The following is an 18,921-nucleotide window of genomic DNA, read 5'->3' as shown; positions in this document are numbered from 1 at the left end:
GTGAGGAGGCAGTTCGGTGGCTGCGGGCCGGTTCCACGGTCGGGAAGTGCTGGTGGCCGGGGCGGGTGTGTCCGGCCGGTCGGCGGCTGGGGCGCTGCTGGACGCCGGTGCGTCGGTGACCGTCACCGACGCCTCGGACGAGCGGCTGGCCGCCCTGGCCTCGCTGCGCGCAGCGGGTGCCGAACTGGTCGCCGGGTTGACCGAACCCCCTGCCGGGACGGACCTCGTCGTGACCAGCCCGGGCTGGCGCCCGGAGTCGCCGCTGCTGAGCGCGTCCGCGGCCGCCGGCGTGGAGGTCATCGGCGAGGTCGAACTGGCCTGGCGCCTGGACGCCGACAAACCGGAGCCCGCCACCTGGCTGGCGGTGACCGGAACCAACGGCAAGACCACCACGGTGAGCATGCTGGAAGCGGTGCTGCGCGCGGCGGGAACCGACGTGGTGGCCTGCGGCAACGTCGGGCTGCCGGTGGTGGACGCGGTCCGCGCCGGGCACCGGGTGCTGGCGGTGGAGCTGTCCAGCTTCCAGCTGCACTGGTCGGAGTCCGTGCGCCCGCTGGCCGGTGCGGTGCTCAACCTCGCCGAGGACCACCTCGACTGGCACGGATCTCTGGAGTCCTACGGCCGGGCGAAGGAGCGGATCTACTTCGGCAACGAGGTCGCGGTGGGCAATGCGGACGACGCGTGGTCCACGCGCCTCGTGGACGGGCACGGTCGCCGCCGGGTGTGGATCACGCTGGGCGAGCCGGAACCGGGCCAGCTCGGCGTCTCCGGCGGCAGGCTGGTGGACCGCGCCTTCGGTGACCGGCGGGATCTGGCCGCGCTGGGCGAGGTGCACCCGTCCGGCCCGCACAACCAGGCCAATGCGCTGGCCGCGGCCGCGTTGGCGCTGGCCTTCGGCGTGGAGCCCGCGGACGTGGCCGCGGGGCTGCGCTCGTTCCAGCCGGGCGCGCACCGCTCGGTGGTGGTCGGCGAAGCGGCCGGGGTGTCCTACGTGGACGATTCCAAGGCGACGAACCCGCACGCGGCCGACGCGGCGCTGCGCGCGCACCCGCGGGTGGTCTGGATCGCCGGTGGGTTGCTCAAGGGCGCCGACGTGGAGCAGCTGGTGGCCGACAACGCCGATCGGTTGGACGCGGCGGTGCTGATCGGGCAGGACCGCGAGCGGTTCGCCGCCGCGTTGGCCCGACACGCCCCGGATGTGCCGGTGCGCGAGGTGGCGGCGCGGGACCATACCGGCATGCAGGAAGCCGTCCGCCTGGCCGGCGGGTTCGCCCGCCCCGGATCGGTGGTGCTGCTCGCCCCCGCTGCGGCCTCGATGGACATGTTCACCGACTACGCCGAACGCGGCAGGTGCTTCGCCGAAGCCGCGGGCGGCGTGCTGGCCGAGTCCTCGACGGCGACCGCGCACGACGGGTGAACCGCCGATGCCGACCGCGAGCAAGACCACTGCCGCGCCCCCGAAGCGGGCGCCGGGACGCGGACCGGGCCGCGGCCTGTTCGCACCGGTCACCGCCTGGCTGACCCGCCCGCTCGCCTCGTTCCACCTGCTGCTGGCCGTGTTCGGGCTGCTGACGGTGTTCGGGCTGGTCATGGTGCTGTCGGCGTCCAGCGTCGACTCGTACAGCCAGGCCGGGACGTCCTACAGCGTCTTCGGCAGGCAGGTGCTGTACTGCCTGGTCGGACTGGTGCTGTTCTACCTGGCGCTGTGCATCCCGGTCCGGTTGATCCGCCGCTACAGCATGGCGCTGCTCGGCGTGTGCCTGGCGATGCTGGCGCTGGTGCTGACCCCGCTGGGCGAGGAGATCAACGGGGCGCGCAGCTGGTTCAGCCTCGGGGGCATCTCGGTGCAGCCGGTCGAATTCGCCAAGATCGCCTTCGCGCTGTGGGGCGCGCACGTGCTGGTCACCAAGCGCGGGCTGCTCGGCCAGTACCGGCACCTGCTGGTTCCCGTGGTGCCCGCGGCGCTGCTCATGTTCGCGCTGGTGATGCTGCAACCCGACCTGGGTTCGACGATCACCCTGTTCATCGTGCTGCTCGGGCTGCTGTGGTTCGTCGGTGCGCCCATGCGGCTGTTCGCGGTGCTGGCGCTGGGCGGGGTCACCGGAACCTTGGCCCTGGCGGTGATCGAGGACTACCGGATGGCGCGGCTGACCGTGTTCCTCGACCCCTCGGCGGACCCGACCGGCAACGGCTACCAGTCGATGCAGGCGCTGTACGCGCTGGCCGACGGCGGGCTGTTCGGCCAGGGACTCGGCCAGGGCTGGTCCAAGTGGCAGTACCTGCCCTACGCGCACAACGACTTCATCTTCGCCGTCATCGGCGAGGAACTGGGCTTCCTGGGCTGCGCCGTGGTGCTCGGCCTGTTCGCGCTGACCGCCTACGTCGGGATGCGCATCGCGCGGCGCAACACCGACCCGTGGATCCGGATCGTGGCTGCCACCCTGACGTTGTGGACGGTGTCCCAGGCGGTGATCAACATGGGCTACGTGGTCGGCATGCTGCCGATCACCGGGCTGCCGCTGCCGCTGATCTCCTCCGGCGGGTCCTCGGTCGTCAGCAGCATGCTGGTGTTCGGGCTGCTGGCCAACTTCGCCCGGCACGAGCCGGAGGCGATCGCCGCGCTACGGTCTCTGGGACCGGGACGGGTCGGCCGATTGCTCCGCTTGCCGACCCCGGACCCGTACCGCCCGCCGGCCAAGCGACGTCCGGCGCGGCCCAGCACCCCACCCAGCCGCCCCGCGACGAAGGCTTCCGGGGCGAAGGCAACCCGCCGGGGGACCGGGAAAGCACGCGCGCAGGGTGCGCGCAGCGGTCCCGGATCCCGGGCGCAGACACGAGGAGGACACCGTTGAGCGGGGATCGCACGGTCCGCATCGACCGCGGCGCAGGCCCGGGAAACGTGCCCGCGCCGGGCACGGGTGTCCCGCAGGGCTTTCCGGCAGGCGGGGGGCAGGCGCAGCGCCCGCTGTCGGTCGTGGTGGCAGGCGGTGGTACCGCGGGGCACATCGAACCGGCCCTGGCGCTCGCCGACGCGGTGCGCCGCGCCCGGCCCGATGCGCGGGTGACTGCGCTGGGCACCGAGCGGGGGCTGGAGAACCGGCTGGTCCCGGCGCGCGGATACCCGCTGGAGCTGATCCCGCCGGTGCCGATGCCGCGCAAGCCCAGCCCGCAGTTGCTGCGGCTGCCGATGAAGGTCCGCGATTCGGTCAAGCGGACCCGGGAGGTCCTGGACCGGGTGCAGGCCGACGTGGTCGTCGGGTTCGGCGGCTACGTCTCGCTTCCCGCCTACCTCGCCGCCCGCGGCCGCACGCCGATCGTGGTGCACGAGGCCAACGCGCGGGCCGGATTGGCCAACAAGATCGGCGCGCGCTACGCCGAGCGGGTGCTGTCGGCGACGCCGGACAGCGGGCTCAGCGGAGCGCAGACCATCGGGATCCCGCTGCGCGAGTCGATCACCGGGGTGGACCGCTGGGCGCTGCGCGCACCGGCGCGCGCCCACTTCGGACTGCACCCGCACGCCCCGACGATCCTGGTCTTCGGCGGTTCGCAGGGCGCGCGCACGCTCAACACCGCGTTCTCCGGGGCCGCCGAGGCGCTGGGCCGCGCCGGGGTCGGCGTGCTGCACGCGCACGGGCCGAAGAACACCGTTGCGGTGCAGCAGGTCCGCGGTGCGCCCCCGTACTGCACCGTGCCCTACCTGGAGCGGATGGACCTCGCCTATGCCGCGGCGGACCTGGTGGTGTGCCGGTCCGGCGCGATGACCGTCGCCGAGGTCTCGGCCATCGGGCTGCCCGCGGTGTTCGTCCCGCTCCCGCACGGCAACGGCGAACAGGCGCTCAACGCGCAGCCGGTCGTCTCCGGCGGCGGCGGGGAACTCATCGCGGACGCCGAGTTCACCCCGCAGCGGGTCATCGACCAGGTGCTGCCGCTGGTGCGCGACCCGCAGCGGCTGCGCGAGATGAGCGCGGCGACCATCGGGGCCGGGCACCGGGAAGCGGACCAGGTGCTGGCCAAGATCGTGCTGGAGGTGGCCGGACAGTGACCGAGGCAGGCGCGCAGGACACCGCCGAGCTGCTGGCCCGGGTGCACCTGGTCGGCATCGGCGGCGCCGGAATGAGCGGTATCGCCCGCATCCTGCTGGCGCGCGGCAACGAGGTGTCCGGATCGGACGCACGGGATTCGCGCACCGTGTTGGCCCTGCGGGCGCAGGGTGCGCAGGTGCTCGTGGGCCACCGCGCGGAGAACCTCGACCAGTTCGACAGCGGTCCCAGCGCGATCGTGGTCTCCACCGCGATCCGCGAGGACAACCCGGAACTGGTGGAGGCGAACCGGCGCGGGGTTCCGGTGCTGCGCCGCGCCGAGGCGCTGGCCGCGCTGATGGCCGGGCATCGGGTGGCGTGCGTGGCCGGGACGCACGGCAAGACGTCCACCACGTCGATGCTCACCGTGGCGCTGCAGCACTGCCGGTTCGACCCCTCGTTCGCCATCGGCGGGGACCTCAACGACTCGGGGGCCAACGCGCACCACGGCGACGGCACGATCTTCGTGGCCGAGGCCGATGAGAGCGACGGCTCCTTCCTGGTGTTCTCCCCGTCGGTCGCGGTGGTGACCAACGTCGAACCGGACCACCTGGACCACCACGGCAGCGCCGGTGCCTACACCCGCGCGTTCGACGAGTTCGTGCAGCGGATCGTGCCCGGCGGGGTGCTGATCGCCTGCGCCGATGATCCGGGCGCCGCGCGGTTGGCCGATGCCGCCCAGGCCGCCGGGGTGCGGGTGCGCCGCTACGGGAAGTCGGTGACCGAGTCCGGTGATGCCCGGCTGGTCGGCTACCGCCCGGAGCACGGCGCCGGGGTGGCCACGGTGGAACTCGTCGGCGAACCCGCGCCGGCCGACCGGGTCGACGTGCAGGTCGCGGTGCCGGGTGAGCACATGGCGGGCAACGCGGTGGCCGCGGTGCTGGCCGGGCTGGAGCTCGGTGCGGAATTGCCCGGGCTGCTGGACGGTCTGGCCGCGTTCGGCGGTGTGCGGCGCCGTTTCGAGTTCAAGGGGCGGGCCGCGGGCGTGCAGGTCTACGACGACTACGCGCACCACCCGACCGAGGTGGAGGCGCAGCTGCGCGCGGCCCGGCCGGTGCTCGGCGAGGACGGCCGCCTGGTGGTCGTGTTCCAGCCGCACCTGTACTCGCGCACCGCGGCGTTCCACGCGGAGTTCGCCACCGCGCTGGGGTTGGCCGACGAGGTCGTGCTCCTCGACGTGTACGGCGCGCGGGAGGACCCGCAGCCGGGGGTGACCGGGGAGCTGATCGCCGGCGGGGTGCCGCTGCCCGCGGAACGGGTGCACTACGAACCGTCGCTCACCGAGGCCGCCGCGCTGGTCGCCGGGCTGGCCCGGCCGCGCGATCTGGTGCTGACGATGGGCGCCGGTGATGTGACCATGCTCGGGCCGGAGATCCTGTCCGAATTGGACGGGCCCGACCGCGGCCTCGGAGGAGATCAGGTGTGAGCACCTCGGGACGCCGCGCGAAGGCCAGGCCGGGGGTGCGCAGCACCGGCGGCCGTCCGGTGCGCGGCGGCGCCCCGCGAGGTCCCGTCTGGCGCCGGTGGCTGCTGCCCGGTGCGCTGGCGGTGGTGACGGTGCTCGTGCTGGTGCTGTACTTCAGCCCGCTGCTCGGCGTGCGCGAGGTGCGCGTGACGGGCGGTTCGATCCCCGAGCGGGACGTGCTCGATGCGGCCGGTGTCGAACCGGGCACCCCGATGCTGCGCGTCGACGAGTCCGCGGTGCGTGAGCGGCTGGCCCGCGTGCCCGCGGTCGCCGATGTCGCGGTGGAGCTGTCCTGGCCGAGCGAGGTCCTGCTGCGCGTGGTGGAACGCGCTCCGCAGGGATTCCTGGCCGAACCGGGCGGTGTCCGGCTGGTGGATGCCTCCGGTGTCCTCTTCGGCCGCGCGCAGCAGCCACCGGACGGTCTCCCGCAGTTGCACGCGGCCGGAGGCCCGCAGCGCGCGGAGGGGGTGCGCACCGGCGCTGCGGTGCTGGCGGCGCTGCCGCGGGACGTGCACGCGCAGCTCCGCGCCGTGCACGCGGAGAAGCCGTCCGACATCCACCTGGTGCTGCAGGACGGTCGGCGGATCCACTGGGGCGATGCGGCCGAGATGCAGCGCAAGGCCGCGATCCTGCCCACGCTGCTGAGTCGCTCCGGAGACGTCTACGACGTCACCACGCCCGCGCTGCCGACGGTGGCCTGAGGGGAACACCCGTTCAAGATCATCTGCGCACGGCTACGGTGTGCGGTGTGTCCCAGGTCAGCGATCGGACGGATCCCCCGGCGCCGGAATCCGCGGTGAGCCGCGGGGCGGTGGCGGACCTCGACGAGGCAGCGGAGTTCCTGGAGCTGTTCCACGCGGAGAATCCGGACGCGGGCTCGGCCGCTGAGCGGCTGGCGGCGGTGCGCACCGAGGTCGAACTCACCGGCACCTACCGGCACACCCCGGACGAGCTGCAGTTCGGCGCGCGCGTCGCCTGGCGCAACAGCGCGCGCTGCATCGGCAGGCTGTACTGGCGCAGCCTGCTGGTGCGCGATCTGCGCGCGGTGCACCGCCCGGCGGACGTGGCCGCGCACTGCGTCCAGCACCTGCGCATCGCGACCAACGGTGGCCGGATCCGCCCGGTGATCAGCATCTTCCCGCCGGAAGTCCCGGGCAGTCCCGCACCGCGCATCTGGAACGAGCAGCTGGTCCGCTACGCCGGGTACGAGCAGCGGGACGGCTCGGTGCTGGGCGATCCGCGCTACCGCGGGTTCACCTCCGCCGTGCGCGCGGCGGGGTGGCGGCCGCCCGCCGGACCGGGCCGGTTCGACGTGCTCCCGCTGGTCGTGGAGAGCCGTGCCGAGGGTCCACGCATGTTCAGCCTCCCCGAGCGGGTGGTGCACGAGGTCGAGCTGACCCACCCGGAGCACGACTGGTTCGCCGAGCTGGGGCTGCGCTGGCACGCGGTCCCGGTGATCAGCCACATGCGGTTGCGCATCGGCGGGGTGTCCTATCCGGCCGCGCCGTTCAACGGCTGGTACATGGGCACCGAGATCGGCGCCCGCAACCTCGCCGACGGCGACCGCTACGACTTGATCGGGCCGCTCGCCGAGCGGTTGGGGCTGGACACCTCGCGGGAGGACACGCTCTGGCGGGACGCCGCACTGGTCGAGCTCAACCGCGCGGTGCTGCACTCGTTCCGCGAAGCGGGCGTGACGATCACCGACCACCACACCGAAGCGCAGCGGTTCATGACGCACCTGGCCAAGGAGGAGAAGGCCGGGCGCAGCTGCCCGGTGGACTGGAGCTGGATCGTGCCGCCGATGTCCGGTGCGCTGACCCCGGTGTTCCACCGCTACTACGACACCGAACCGCAGCGGCCCGAGTTCCACGTCGACGAGCACGCCGCCGACCGGGCCGCAGCCGGCGGGCCGGCGCACTTCGGCGGCCTGCTGCGCTGACCGCGATCAGCGGTAGTCCGCGACGTCGCCGCTGCCGCCCGCCCACGCGACCTCCCGGATGTAGCGCCAGGCGTCGGGTCGCGAGCCGTCCGCGTCGGTGAACCCGTACACCCGCGCCAGGTATCCGGCGGACAGCGATGCGGTGTTCCACCGGGCCACATCGGGATCGGCGGCCAGCGCCGCGACCGCCCTGCCGACGTAGGCGGGGCTTTCCGAGATGGCGAAACCCGGGATCCGGGCCACCGCGTCGCGCCAGTTGTGCTCGGCGACGCCGAACTCGTCGAGCATCATCTCCGAGCGCAGCCATCCGGGCGTGAGCGAGACGGCGGTCCCGCCGTGCGGGCGGAGCTCCTCGCCCTGGGCGCGGGCCAGTCGGTGCGCGGCGACCTTGGTGACGTCGAAGAACGCGCCGCCCTCGCTTCGGTAGTACTGCTCGTGCACCTCGGCGGTGCCGTCGGTGAGCTCGACGACCAGCCCGCCCGGGTTGCGCACCAGCAGCCGCAGCGCGAAGTGGCTGGTGATCAGGTGCGCCTCGATCCCGGTGCGCAGCCGGGCGAGGCCCTTGTCCAGCGAGGTCTCCCAGAGCGGGGTGTGCCAGACCATCAGGTGCTCCCCGCCGAGATCGTTGACCAGCAGGTCGAGCCGCCCCCGCTCGGCGTCGATCCGCTCGACCAGTTCGCGCACCTGCTGCGGATCGGTGTGGTCGGTGCGAACCGGGATGCCGGTCCCGCCGCGCGCGGTCACCAGCTCGGCGGTCTCCTCGATGGTCTCCGGGCGGTCGTAGTCGGAACGGTTCTCGCGCGTGCTGCGCCCGGTCGCGTACACCACGGCGCCGGCGGCGCCCAGTTCGGCGGCGATCCCGCGCCCGGCACCGCGCGTGGCCCCGGCGACCAACGCGATCCTGCCCCGCAGCTGTGCTCCCACCTGCTCTCCTCTCATCGGGCGTGCCGTACGGCGGTCGCGCCGTGCACCCCGAGTATCCCGGTCACCACCGACGGTCGCCGGTGCCGGCGCGGGCGGAGCGGCGCCGGCGGGACGCGGCGCGCCGGAAGTCCCTGCTTGGCATCGTCGCCCTCCATTCGGGGTACGGTATGCGCGATGATCACGCTGCGGCGTGATGCTGACGGGGAGGAAAGAACGTGCTCGGACCACTGCACAGCGGTGGGCGGCCGACGCGCTGGGGAACGGGCCGGTCGAGGCGGCGGGCTGCGAAGGTGCACTGCAGCGCGCCCGTCCCGGAATCCGGCGTGGCTGCTGGACGTGGAGGTATCGGCATGCCTACCGTCCGAGCCGGGCAGGGGATCAACATCGGTGTGGTCCCGGCACCTGCAGCTACCGGAGGACTGGGGTTGCGCGAGCTCCCGACGACCGGACAACGACCGTTCCGGCGGTCGACGCAGAGAGCACTTCAGCCACGATCAGGAAGGCGGACCCGATGACGCCCCCGCACAACTACCTCGCGGTGATCAAAGTCGTCGGCATCGGTGGCGGCGGCGTCAATGCCGTGAACCGCATGATCGAGGTCGGCCTCAAGGGCGTCGAGTTCATCGCGGTGAACACCGACGCCCAAGCCCTGCTGATGTCCGACGCGGACGTGAAGCTCGACATCGGCCGGGAGCTCACCCGCGGCCTCGGCGCGGGCGCCGCGCCGGATGTCGGCAACAAGGCCGCGGAGGACCACAAGGAGGAGATCGAGGAGGTCCTCAAGGGCGCGGACATGGTGTTCGTGACCGCCGGTGAAGGCGGCGGCACGGGGACCGGCGGTGCGCCCGTGGTCGCCTCGATCGCGCGCAAGCTCGGTGCGCTGACCATCGGGGTGGTCACCCGGCCGTTCTCCTTCGAGGGCAAGCGGCGCGCGTCGCAGGCCGAGCAGGGGATCAAGGAGCTGCGCGACTGCTGCGACACCCTGATCGTGATCCCGAACGACCGGCTGTTGCAGCTCGGCGACATCGGCGTGAGCCTCATGGACGCGTTCCGCTCCGCCGACGAGGTCCTGCTGTCCGGTGTGCAGGGCATCACCGACCTGATCACCACGCCGGGTCTGATCAACCTGGACTTCGCCGACGTGAAGAGCGTCATGTCCGGGGCGGGCAGCGCCCTGATGGGCATCGGCTCGGCCAGAGGCGAGGGCAGAGCGGTGCAAGCGGCGCAGAAGGCGATCAACTCGCCGCTGCTGGAAGCGTCCATGGAGGGCGCGCACGGCGTTCTGCTCGCCATAGCGGGTGGTTCGGACCTCGGCCTGTTCGAGATCAACGAATCGGCCTCGCTGGTCCAGGAGTCCGCGCACCCCGAAGCCAACATCATCTTCGGGACGGTGATCGACGACTCGCTCGGCGACGAGGTGCGGGTGACGGTCATCGCAGCGGGCTTCGACGCCGGGGCGCCGACGCACAAGAAGCTCGACCCGACGAAGGTCGGCTCGCGCGACGAGGACGGCCAGGACCCGGAGGTCGTCGACTCGGAGGCGGTCACCGAGGGGCAGGGGCTTCCGCCGGGCACCGCACCGGACACCCGGGCGGCCGCCGGTGAGGCGCCGGCTGCGCCGACTTCGGCCGGCGGGCAGCCGCAGGCGGCACCGTCCCAACCGGCGCAGCCTCCGGCCGCAGCCCCACAGCCGATGCCGCAACAGCCCGCGCCGCAGCAGCAGGCGCAGGAGCCGGCGCCGCAGCAGCAGGCGGCACCGCAGCAGCCCGCCCAGCAGCCGCAGCAGCCGACCCCGGTCCAGCAGCCGGCACCGGCTCCGCAGCAGCAGGCGCCGCAGGAACCGGTCGACCAGCCCGCCGAGCAGCCCCGGCAGCAGCCGGAGCCCGAGCAGCGGGCGGAACCGCAGCGGCCGAGCCTGTTCGGTTCGGACGGCCCGTCCGCCGGGCAGCAGAGCGTGTCGGTGCCCACCCGCAACACCGGTGGTTACCCGACGCACACCGGCACGAGCTCGCGGCCCGGTGCTGCGCCGAACCGCGGAAGCTCCTCGACCGGCGATGATTCGGACGACGACGTGGACATCCCTCCGTTCATGCGCCGCTGAGCACGACCGGCGTCCGCCGTCGGCAGGACGGCACGATGCGCGAGAATCGGCATCGGAACACCCGTTCCGGTGCCGGTTTTTCGTGCGGGCACCACTCGTGACGGCACCTGGAGGTCGAGCAGCAGTGCGGATCCGACGCGTGATCACCACGCGGGAAGGCGGCAGTTCGCGGCCGCCGTTCGACTCATTCAACCTGGGCGGCAAGGTCGGCGACGATCCCGCCGCGCTGGCGGACAACGAGCGCAAGCTCGCCGACGGGATCGGGCTGTCCCCGGACCGCCTGGTGTGGATGGAGCAGATCCACGGGCGCACCGCCGCCACGGTCGACGGCCCGCAGGCCGAACCGGTGGAGGCCACCGATGCGCTGGTGACCGCGCAGCCGGACCTGGCGCTGGTGGCGCTGACCGCGGACTGCGCGCCGGTGCTGCTCGGCGACCCGGAGGCGGGTGTCGTGTCCGCCGTGCACGCGGGCCGCGTCGGGGCACGGGTGGGTGTGCTGGTCGCGGCCCTGGAAGCCATGGTGCGCGCGGGCGCCGACCCGGGCCGGATCGAGGCACTGCTGGGGCCGGCCGCATGCGGGGAGTGCTACGAGGTTCCGCGCGAGATGCAGGCCGACGTGGAGGAGCGGCTGCCCGGCAGCGCCTGCAAGACGCGTCGCGGCACCGCCGGGCTGGACCTGCGCGCCGGGCTCTGGGAGCAGCTCGCCCAGGCCGGGATCGCGCGCATCGGCGTGGATCCGCGCTGCACGATGGAAACGCCCGAGCTGTTCAGCCACCGCCGCGACGGCGGCCGCACCGGCCGGTTCGCCGCGGTCATCTGGATCGACCCCGAGGAGCGGGGGTGAGCGCCGAGCAGCGGCGGGCGGAGCTGGCCGCATCGCTGGCGGAGGTCCGGGCTCGGGTGGACGCCGCCTGCCGCGCGGTGGACCGGGAGCCGGCCGAGGTCGAGCTCATCGCGGTGACCAAGACCTTCCCCGCTTCGGACGCCGCGCTGCTGGCGGATCTGCGCATGACCGACTTCGCGGAGAACCGCGAGCAGGAGGCGCGCGACAAGGTGGCCGAGTTCACCGCGCTGCGCCCGGACGCGGACGTGCGCTGGCACATGGTCGGCCAGCTGCAGCGGAACAAGGCGCGGGCGGTGGCCCGCTGGGCGGACGTGGTGGAGTCGGTGGACAGCGAGCGGTTGGTGCGGGCGCTGGACCGCGCTTGCGCGTCGGCGCTGGACGCGGGGGAGCGCACCCGCCCGCTGGACGTGCTCATCCAGGTCAATCTGGACGACGCGCACGGACGTGGTGGATGTCCCCCGGCCGAAGTAGTTACCCTCGCGGCGCTCATCACGCGGACGAGTGGACTTCGGCTGCGGGGTGTGATGGCGGTCGCACCGCTGCACGGCGATCCGGATATGGCTTTTGCCACACTTTCGGGGATATCCCGGCAGCTGCGCGATCGTCACCCGGAGGCTGGCGAGGTGTCGGCGGGGATGAGCGGCGATCTGGAAAGTGCGATCGCCCACGGCTCCACCAGGGTGCGTGTCGGAACAGCGCTGCTCGGTGGGCGGCCGCTAACCTCGCCGTAGCCGAAGCCCGAGGTCGCAACGGGCGTCGAGGTCGGTCACGCCGTGCCCGGCGCAGAGCAGTCGCAGAGGAAGGGCATGCCGATGAGCGCTTTGCACAAGCTGAAGGCATATTTCGGCATGGTTCCGGCCGACGAGATCGACGAGTACGAGGACGACCCGGCGTACCGGGACGCCGGGTACCGGGACGCGGCCTACCGCGACCGCTATGCGGATCCCGAGCCGGTCGACGACCGGACCGCACCGCGGCGCCGGGCCGGTGCGCGGGCAAGTTACCAGCCGGACGCGGACGGTGATCAGGACGGGTTCGGCGAGGAGTACCGCGAGCCTGTCCGGTTGCGCCGGTCGTGGAATCAGGACGCGCCGGTCCGCAGCGCCGCGCCGGCGGATCCCCCGCGGGAGCCGTCCCGGCTGCGCGCGGTCACCGACACGGGCACCACGTTCAGCTTGAGCAAGATCACAACCCTGCACCCCCGCAGCTACAGCGAAGCCCGCACGATCGGTGAGCAGTACCGCGATGGCACGCCGGTCATCATGAACCTCACCGAGATGGAAGAGGCCGACGCCAAGCGCCTCGTCGACTTCGCAGCAGGTCTGGCGTTCGCGCTGCGCGGCTCGATCGAGAAGGTCACCAACCGCGTGTTCTTGCTCTCACCGCCCAACGTGGACGTCGCCGCGGAGGACAAGCGGCGGCTCGCCGAGGGTGCCTTTTTCAACTACGGGTGAGTGGTGGCACAGTTGAGGTGTGTATCCCGTTCAGATCGTCCTGTTTTACGTTCTGTTCTTCTTCTGGTTGTTCCTCGTGGGTCGCATCGTGATCGAACTCGTTCGGGTGTTCGCGCGCGATTGGCGCCCGGCCGGGGGGGTTGCAATCGCGTTGGAGAGCATCTACACAGTGACCGACCCGCCCGTACGCTTGCTGCGTCGGGTGATTCCGACGGTCCGGATCGGCGGCGTCGGATTAGACCTATCGATTATGGTGCTGCTGCTGGTCGTGTTCATACTGATGCGACTGGTTCAACCCGGGTGACGGGGAACCCGGGCTACCCGCAGCCGAGGAGTGCGTGAGGTGATCTTGTGGGCCTGACCCCCGCCGACGTGCATAACGTCGCGTTCAGCAAACCTCCGATCGGCAAGCGGGGCTACAACGAGGACGAGGTGGACGCATTCCTCGACCTGGTTGAAGCCGAGCTTGCCCGGCTGGTTGAGGAGAACAACGACCTGCGGAGCCAGGTGGAGCAGCTGGAGAGCCAGCTGCAGTCCGCCCAGGTCGACCTCGACGACGCGCGGAGCCAGGCGGCCGCCGCCTCCGCGTCCGCGTCGTCGGCTCCCGCCGCTCCGGCGGCCCAGCCCGAGGAACCCCGTCGGCTCACCCCGGTGCCGGCGCCGTCCGCTGCTGAGCAGACTTCTCCCGGGGGCGACCATCATGTGCAGGCCGCGAAGGTTCTCGGCCTCGCGCAGGAGATGGCCGACCGGCTCACCGGAGAGGCCAAGTCGGAGGCCGACGGCATGGTCTCCGACGCGCGCACCAAATCCGAGCAGCTGCTGTCCGAGGCCCGGTCCAAGTCCGACAGCCTCGTCAACGACGCCCGGTCGCGGGCCGAGACGATGCTCAACGACGCACGCACTCGCGCCGAGACACTGGAGCGCCAGGCCCGGGAGAAGGCCGCAACGCTCGAACGCGACGCCCAGCGCAAGCACGCCGAGGTGATGGGCAACATCACCCAGGAGAAGAACGCGCTGGAGAAGAAGATCGAAACCCTCCGCACCTTCGAACGCGAGTACCGGACGCGGCTGCAGACCTACCTGGAGTCGCAGCTGCGCGAGCTGCAGGACCGCGGTTCCGCCGCGCCCTCGGAGAACGGCAGTAGCGGCAACAGCAGCTCCAGCGGGAGCAGGTCGTCCGGTCAGCAGGCCAGCTACAGCTTCGGCGCCCGGGCGGCAGAAGCGGGCTGACCGGCGAATCCGGTCTGCGTCGGCGGCGACGGAAAGATCCGTTGCCGCCGATGCGCATGTCGCGGCCCGGTTCAACCGGTGTGCGGCGCAGAGGCCGGATCTGGTCCGGCGAGGAGCGTGATAGCCCGTGCTGGTGGTCGTACTGCTGCTGGTGGTCCTGGCGGCCGGAGTCCTGGTCGGTGCCGTCGGGGTGGGTGAGCCCGCATGGGGCTGGATCTCCGTGCTGCTCAGCGTGCTGGGGGCGGCGCTGTTGGTGGCCGAGCGCCGCCGTCGGCGCCGCGCCGGTCCGGCCGCGGGCCCGGAGGCGGAGCCCGCACCCGGAACGGACCGGCAGCCCACCGTGGTGGGGCCGGAACCTGTGCCCGGGGATCCGGACGAGAACCCGATCACCGGCCGGAGCGCGGAGTCGGCGGCATCCGGCGGAACTGCGCTGTTGGGGCGGGATTCCGTAGCCGACCGGGATCGCGGCGGAACCGCGACGCCCGCGGCGACGACCCGCTGGGAGCAGCCCCCGGCGCCCGATCCGGACGCCCAGGTGCTGGTCGTGGACGAGTACCCGCGCTACCACCTGCCGGACTGCCCGTGGTTGCGGGACCGGGAGACGATCGGGTTGCCGTTCCGCGAGGCGCAGGAGCTGGGGTTCACGCCCTGCGCTCGCTGTGCGCCCTACGCCACGCTGGCCGGTCGGGCAGGCGGCCGCTAGCGCCCGTCCGACCTGGCCGCAGGGGCTCCGGCCGCGGGGTGGTGCGCACCGGCTATGCTGGTGGAAGCAGGCGACGATCCGGCCATCACCGGGGAGCTTCCGGAAGAACGGACCTGCGGGTCCCAGTAGAACCGGACGGGTCCGGCCCGTGACAGCCGAGGAGGAGAGGCCGTCCCCGGCGGGCGGCAAGCGGGGTGGTACCGCGGACCCGTGCGCTGCGCGTGCGGTGTGTCGTCCCCGTTCGGCACCGGAAAACCGGTGCTGTGCGGCGGAACACGACGACGACCGCGAGGAGCGAAGCCCGCGATGGCCTACCCGAAAGTTCAGCTCGACGGCGCCGGAAACGCGCAGCAGGGTGTCGCGGCCCAGCCCGCGTTCCCGGAGATCGAGCGCCGGGTGCTGGATTTCTGGGCGCAGGACCGGACATTCGAGGCATCCGTGCAGGCCCGCGAGGCCGGCGAGAACGGCGCGAACGAGTTCGTCTTCTACGACGGCCCGCCGTTCGCCAACGGGCTCCCGCACTACGGCCACCTGCTGACCGGCTACGTCAAGGACGCCGTCCCGCGGTACCAGACGATGCGCGGCCGCCGCGTCGAGCGCCGCTTCGGTTGGGACTGCCACGGCCTGCCCGCCGAGGTCGAGGCGGAGAAGCAGCTCGGGATCAGTTCCAAGTCCGAGATCGAGGCGATGGGCGTCGGCGCGTTCAACGAGGTCTGCCGGACCTCAGTGCTGCGCTACACCGACGAGTGGCAGGACTACGTCACCCGGCAGTCGCGCTGGGTCGACTTCGCGCACGACTACAAGACGCTCGACCTGGACTACATGGAAAGCGTCATGTGGGCGTTCAAGACCCTGTGGGACAAGGGTCTGGTCTACGAGGGCTTCCGGGTGCTCTGGTACTGCTGGCGCTGCGAGACGCCGCTGTCCAACACCGAGACCCGGATGGACGACGTCTACCGGCCGCGGCAGGACCCGGCGGTGACCGCGGGCCTGCGGCTGAACGCCCCCGGGACGTCATTGGACGGTGCGCTGGCGCTGGTGTGGACCACGACGCCGTGGACGCTGCCGTCCAACCTGGCGGCCGCGGTGCATCCCGAGGTCGACTACGTGCTCGTGGCGCCCGGCGGCGGGCAGCAGCGTTACGTGCTGGCCGAGGCGCGGCTGGCCGCCTACGCGCGCGAATTCGGCGAGGACGTCGCCGACCACGTGCTGGCCCGGTTCCCGGGCGCCGAGCTGATCGGCACCGCCTACACCCCGCCGTTCGACTTCTTCGCCGGCCGGGAGAACGCGCACCGCGTGCTGTCCGCCGACTACGTCACCACCGAAGATGGCACCGGGATCGTGCACATCGCGCCGGCATTCGGTGAGGAGGACAAGGCCGTCACCGACGCCGCGGGGATCGACCCGGTGGTCCCGGTCGACGCGCACGGCCGGTTCACCGGTGACGTCCCGCCGTACCAGGGCATGCACGTCTTCGACGCGAACAAGCCGATCACCCGCGACCTCAAGCAGGCCGGGCTCCTGCTGCGCCACGAGACCTACGAGCACCCTTACCCGCACTGCTGGCGCTGCGACAACGCGCTGATCCAGCGCGCCGTGTCCTCGTGGTTCGTGGCAGTCAGCCGGTTCCGCGACCGGATGGTCGAGCTCAACCAGCAGATCAACTGGGTGCCCGAGCACATCCGGGACGGCCAGTTCGGCAAGTGGCTGGCCAACGCGCGCGACTGGAACATCTCGCGGAACCGCTACTGGGGCTCGCCGATCCCGGTGTGGGTCTCGGACAATCCGGAGCACCCGCGCACCGACGTCTACGGGTCGCTGGACGAGATCGAGCGCGACTTCGGAGTCCGGCCCGACGACCTGCACCGGCCGAACATCGATGAGCTGACCCGGCCGAATCCGGACGACCCCACCGGGAACTCCACGATGCGGCGGGTCCCCGAGGTGCTGGACTGCTGGTTCGAGTCCGGCTCGATGCCGTTCGCGCAGGTGCACTACCCGTTCGCCAACGCCGAGTGGTTCGAGCACCACTACCCGGGCGACTTCATCGTCGAGTACAACGGCCAGACCCGCGGCTGGTTCTACACGTTGCACGTGCTGGCCACCGCGCTGTTCGACCGGCCCGCGTTCGCCAACGTCGCCGCGCACGGCATCGTGCTCGGCCACGACGGGCAGAAGATGTCGAAGTCCAAGCGCAACTACCCGGACGTCAACGAGGTCTTCGACCGGGACGGCTCGGACGCGATGCGCTGGTTCCTGATGGCCAGCCCGATCCTGCGCGGCGGCGACCTCGTGGTGACCGAGCGCGGCATCCGGGACGCGGTCCGCCAGGCGGTGCTGCCGCTGTGGAACTCGTGGTACTTCCTGGCGCTGTACGCCAACGCCGCGGGCACCACCGGCACCTACCGCACGGACAGCGAGCACGTGCTGGACCGCTACGTGCTGGCCAAGACCGACGAGCTCGCCACCGATGTGCGCGCGGCGATGGACTCGTTCGACCTCGCCGGTTCCTGCGCCGCGGTGCGCGACTTCCTGGAGGTGCTGACCAACTGGTACGTGCGCCGTTCCAGGGACCGGTTCTGGGCCGGGGACCAGCAGGCGATCGACACGCTGCACACCGTGCTGGAGACCACCTGCCGCGTGGTGGCGCCGCTGCTGCCGCTGACCGCGGAAGCCGTGTGGCGCGGGCTCACCGGCGGCCGCTCGGTGCACCTGCAGGACTGGCCCGCGGTGGACGAGCTGCCCGCCGACCCGGCGCTGGTCTCGACCATGGACCGGGTCCGGCAGGTGTGCTCGGCGGCGCTGGCGCTGCGCAAGTCGGACAAGCTGCGCGTCCGGTTGCCGCTGGCCGAGCTGGTGGTGGCCGCCCCGCACGCCGAGTCGCTGGAGCCGTTCACCGACCTGATCCGCGACGAGGTCAACGTCAAGCAGGTGCGGCTGAGCACCGATGTCGCCGCGCACGGCCGGTTCGAGGTGGCGGTCAACGCCCGCGCGGCGGGTCCCCGGCTGGGTGGCGACGTGCAGAAGGTGATCAAGGCGGTCAAGTCCGGGGAATGGACCCGGACGTCGAGCGGGGCGGTGCTGGCCGCGGGCATCGAGTTGCAGGAGGGCGAGTTCACCGAGCGCTTGGTGTCCACCGATACCGGTGCGGCCGGTGCGCTGCCCGGCGGTGCCGGCCTGGTCGCGCTGGACACCGAGGTGACCGCGGACCTGGCCGCCGAGGGCATCGCGCGGGACCTGGTGCGCGTGGTGCAGCAAGCGCGCCGGGAGGCCGGTCTGCACGTCTCCGACCGGGTGGACGTGCTGGTCTCGGCGCCGGACGAGGTGGTGGCCGCGCTGCAGGCCCACCGCGAGTTCATCGCGGGCGAGACGCTGGCCGAGTCGGTGCGCGCCGGGGAGGCGGACGGTGTCACCGGCAGCGTCGGCGAGGGCACCGAGATCGGCGTCACCGTCACCCGGGCCTGACCACCTCCGGTGGAGTGCCGTTCGGACCGGTCCCGGCGTGGGCGACGCGGTCGCACCGGGGCCGGTCGGGGACAATGGCCGGTGTGAGCACCGAGCAGCCGCCAGCAGAGCACCCGACCGGTACCGGCAGCGAAGGCGGTGGCGGAGTGCGGCGCAGACCCCGGAAACTGCTCGTGCTGCTGTTCGGTGTCGCATCGGTGGCGCTGCTGCTGGACACCGTCACCAAGGTCGCCGTGGTGGCCACCCTGGAGGGCGGGCCGCCGGTCCGGGCGCTCGGCGGGCTCATCTACCTGGACGTGCTGCGCAACCCGGGTGCGGCCTTCTCGCTGGCGACCGGGCTGACCTGGCTGCTGGCGCTGCTGGCGCTGGTGGTCGTGGGTGTGATCATCTGGCTGGCGCCGAAGCTGCGCTCCACGGGCTGGGCCATCGGGCTGGGCCTGGTGCTCGGCGGTGCCTGCGGCAACCTCGTCGACCGGCTGTTCCGGGCGCCCGGACCGCTGCAGGGGCACGTGGTGGACTTCCTGTCGGTCTTCGGGCCCAACGGGCAGTACTGGCCGGTGTTCAACATCGCCGACTCGGCGATCGTGTGCGGAGGTGTGCTCGTGGTGCTGATGTCGCTGCTGGGGCGCGACTACGACGGCACGGTGCACACCAGGAAGAACAAGACCAGCGAGAACGAATCGTGAGCGATCTCCGAACCCTGCCGGTCCCCGA

The 18,921-nt window shown here is 72.2% G+C and carries 16 protein-coding genes; 15 read left to right on the top strand and 1 reads right to left on the bottom strand.

The genetic code is table 11. From position 1 onward, the window contains the following. Positions 1 to 16: 16 nt before the first annotated feature. The 6 genes from murD (at position 17) to IQ251_RS07315 (ending at position 7,486) form a co-directional block, all read left to right on the top strand. A complete protein-coding gene (gene murD / locus IQ251_RS07340; RefSeq protein WP_193927706.1) occupies positions 17 to 1,417 on the top strand; it encodes a UDP-N-acetylmuramoyl-L-alanine--D-glutamate ligase in 1,401 nt (466 codons plus the stop codon). A gap of 7 nt (positions 1,418 to 1,424) precedes the next feature. Next, complete coding sequence (gene ftsW, locus IQ251_RS07335; protein WP_193927705.1) at positions 1,425 to 2,852, top strand: putative lipid II flippase FtsW; 1,428 nt, start codon at positions 1,425 to 1,427, stop codon at positions 2,850 to 2,852. A 113-nt stretch (positions 2,853 to 2,965) separates the two neighbouring features. Next, on the top strand, positions 2,966 to 4,042 hold the full coding sequence (gene murG, locus IQ251_RS07330) for an undecaprenyldiphospho-muramoylpentapeptide beta-N-acetylglucosaminyltransferase (RefSeq protein ID WP_228046333.1): 1,077 nt from the start codon (positions 2,966 to 2,968) through the stop codon (positions 4,040 to 4,042). Further along, a complete protein-coding gene (murC, locus tag IQ251_RS07325) occupies positions 4,039 to 5,505 on the top strand; it encodes a UDP-N-acetylmuramate--L-alanine ligase (protein ID WP_193927704.1) in 1,467 nt (488 codons plus the stop codon). Before murG ends, murC begins: the two co-directional genes overlap by 4 nt. Continuing rightward, positions 5,502 to 6,245, top strand: a complete 744-nt coding sequence (locus tag IQ251_RS07320; protein ID WP_370591248.1) for a cell division protein FtsQ/DivIB — start codon at positions 5,502 to 5,504, stop codon at positions 6,243 to 6,245. The genes murC and IQ251_RS07320 overlap by 4 nt, the downstream gene beginning before the upstream one ends. Before the next feature lie 47 nt (positions 6,246 to 6,292). Beyond that, complete coding sequence (locus IQ251_RS07315) at positions 6,293 to 7,486, top strand: nitric oxide synthase oxygenase (protein ID WP_193927703.1); 1,194 nt, start codon at positions 6,293 to 6,295, stop codon at positions 7,484 to 7,486. 6 nt (positions 7,487 to 7,492) lie between these two features. Here IQ251_RS07315 and IQ251_RS07310 read toward each other — a convergent pair whose 3' ends face one another. Beyond that, the gene (locus IQ251_RS07310; protein WP_370591247.1) at positions 7,493 to 8,410 is read right to left on the bottom strand and encodes an SDR family oxidoreductase; all 918 of its coding nucleotides are present in this window, start codon (positions 8,408 to 8,410) and stop codon (positions 7,493 to 7,495) included. Between the two features lie 511 nt (positions 8,411 to 8,921). On the opposite strand from IQ251_RS07310, the gene ftsZ reads away from it, so the two are divergent. The 9 genes from ftsZ (at position 8,922) to lspA (ending at position 18,893) form a co-directional block, all read left to right on the top strand. Further along, positions 8,922 to 10,511: a cell division protein FtsZ gene (gene ftsZ, locus IQ251_RS07305; RefSeq protein WP_193927701.1), complete on the top strand. Its 1,590-nt coding sequence runs from the start codon at positions 8,922 to 8,924 to the stop codon at positions 10,509 to 10,511. A 124-nt stretch (positions 10,512 to 10,635) separates the two neighbouring features. Continuing rightward, complete coding sequence (gene pgeF / locus IQ251_RS07300) at positions 10,636 to 11,355, top strand: peptidoglycan editing factor PgeF (protein WP_193927700.1); 720 nt, start codon at positions 10,636 to 10,638, stop codon at positions 11,353 to 11,355. Further along, the gene (locus tag IQ251_RS07295) at positions 11,352 to 12,086 is read left to right on the top strand and encodes a YggS family pyridoxal phosphate-dependent enzyme (RefSeq protein WP_193927699.1); all 735 of its coding nucleotides are present in this window, start codon (positions 11,352 to 11,354) and stop codon (positions 12,084 to 12,086) included. Before pgeF ends, IQ251_RS07295 begins: the two co-directional genes overlap by 4 nt. Positions 12,087 to 12,167: 81 nt before the next feature. Beyond that, a complete protein-coding gene (locus IQ251_RS07290; RefSeq protein WP_193927698.1) occupies positions 12,168 to 12,809 on the top strand; it encodes a cell division protein SepF in 642 nt (213 codons plus the stop codon). Positions 12,810 to 12,828: 19 nt separating this feature from the next. Next, positions 12,829 to 13,113, top strand: a complete 285-nt coding sequence (locus tag IQ251_RS07285) for a YggT family protein (protein ID WP_193927697.1) — start codon at positions 12,829 to 12,831, stop codon at positions 13,111 to 13,113. Between the two features lie 47 nt (positions 13,114 to 13,160). Next, positions 13,161 to 14,039 carry a DivIVA-like cell division protein Wag31 gene (gene wag31, locus IQ251_RS07280; protein ID WP_193927696.1) on the top strand — a complete coding sequence of 293 codons (879 nt, stop codon included), beginning with the start codon at positions 13,161 to 13,163 and terminating at the stop codon, positions 14,037 to 14,039. A gap of 127 nt (positions 14,040 to 14,166) precedes the next feature. Continuing rightward, on the top strand, positions 14,167 to 14,742 hold the full coding sequence (locus IQ251_RS07275) for a hypothetical protein (protein ID WP_193927695.1): 576 nt from the start codon (positions 14,167 to 14,169) through the stop codon (positions 14,740 to 14,742). A gap of 306 nt (positions 14,743 to 15,048) precedes the next feature. After that, entirely contained in the window at positions 15,049 to 18,207 is a 3,159-nt protein-coding gene (gene ileS, locus IQ251_RS07270; protein ID WP_193927694.1) for an isoleucine--tRNA ligase, read from the top strand. A 74-nt stretch (positions 18,208 to 18,281) separates the two neighbouring features. Next, positions 18,282 to 18,893, top strand: a complete 612-nt coding sequence (gene lspA, locus IQ251_RS07265) for a signal peptidase II (RefSeq protein WP_193927693.1) — start codon at positions 18,282 to 18,284, stop codon at positions 18,891 to 18,893. The last annotated feature ends 28 nt before the right edge of the window (positions 18,894 to 18,921 follow it).

It is taken from the genome of Saccharopolyspora montiporae (genome assembly GCF_015209505.1).
In the GTDB taxonomy this organism is placed as follows: Bacteria; Actinomycetota; Actinomycetes; order Mycobacteriales; family Pseudonocardiaceae; genus Saccharopolyspora; species Saccharopolyspora montiporae.
Note: the sequence above shows the minus strand (reverse complement) of the source record. Positions and strands in the feature narration are given on the sequence as shown.

What these genes read in the sequence shown, in the direction of transcription:
- IQ251_RS07290 (WP_193927698.1), top strand. Translation starts at nt 12,168, where the DNA reads ATGAGCGCTTTGCACAAGCTGAAGGCATATTTCGGCATGGTTCCGGCC.
- ftsW (WP_193927705.1), top strand. Translation starts at nt 1,425, where the DNA reads ATGCCGACCGCGAGCAAGACCACTGCCGCGCCCCCGAAGCGGGCGCCG.
- lspA (WP_193927693.1), top strand. Translation starts at nt 18,282, where the DNA reads ATGGCCGGTGTGAGCACCGAGCAGCCGCCAGCAGAGCACCCGACCGGT.
- ileS (WP_193927694.1), top strand. Translation starts at nt 15,049, where the DNA reads ATGGCCTACCCGAAAGTTCAGCTCGACGGCGCCGGAAACGCGCAGCAG.
- ftsZ (WP_193927701.1), top strand. Translation starts at nt 8,922, where the DNA reads ATGACGCCCCCGCACAACTACCTCGCGGTGATCAAAGTCGTCGGCATC.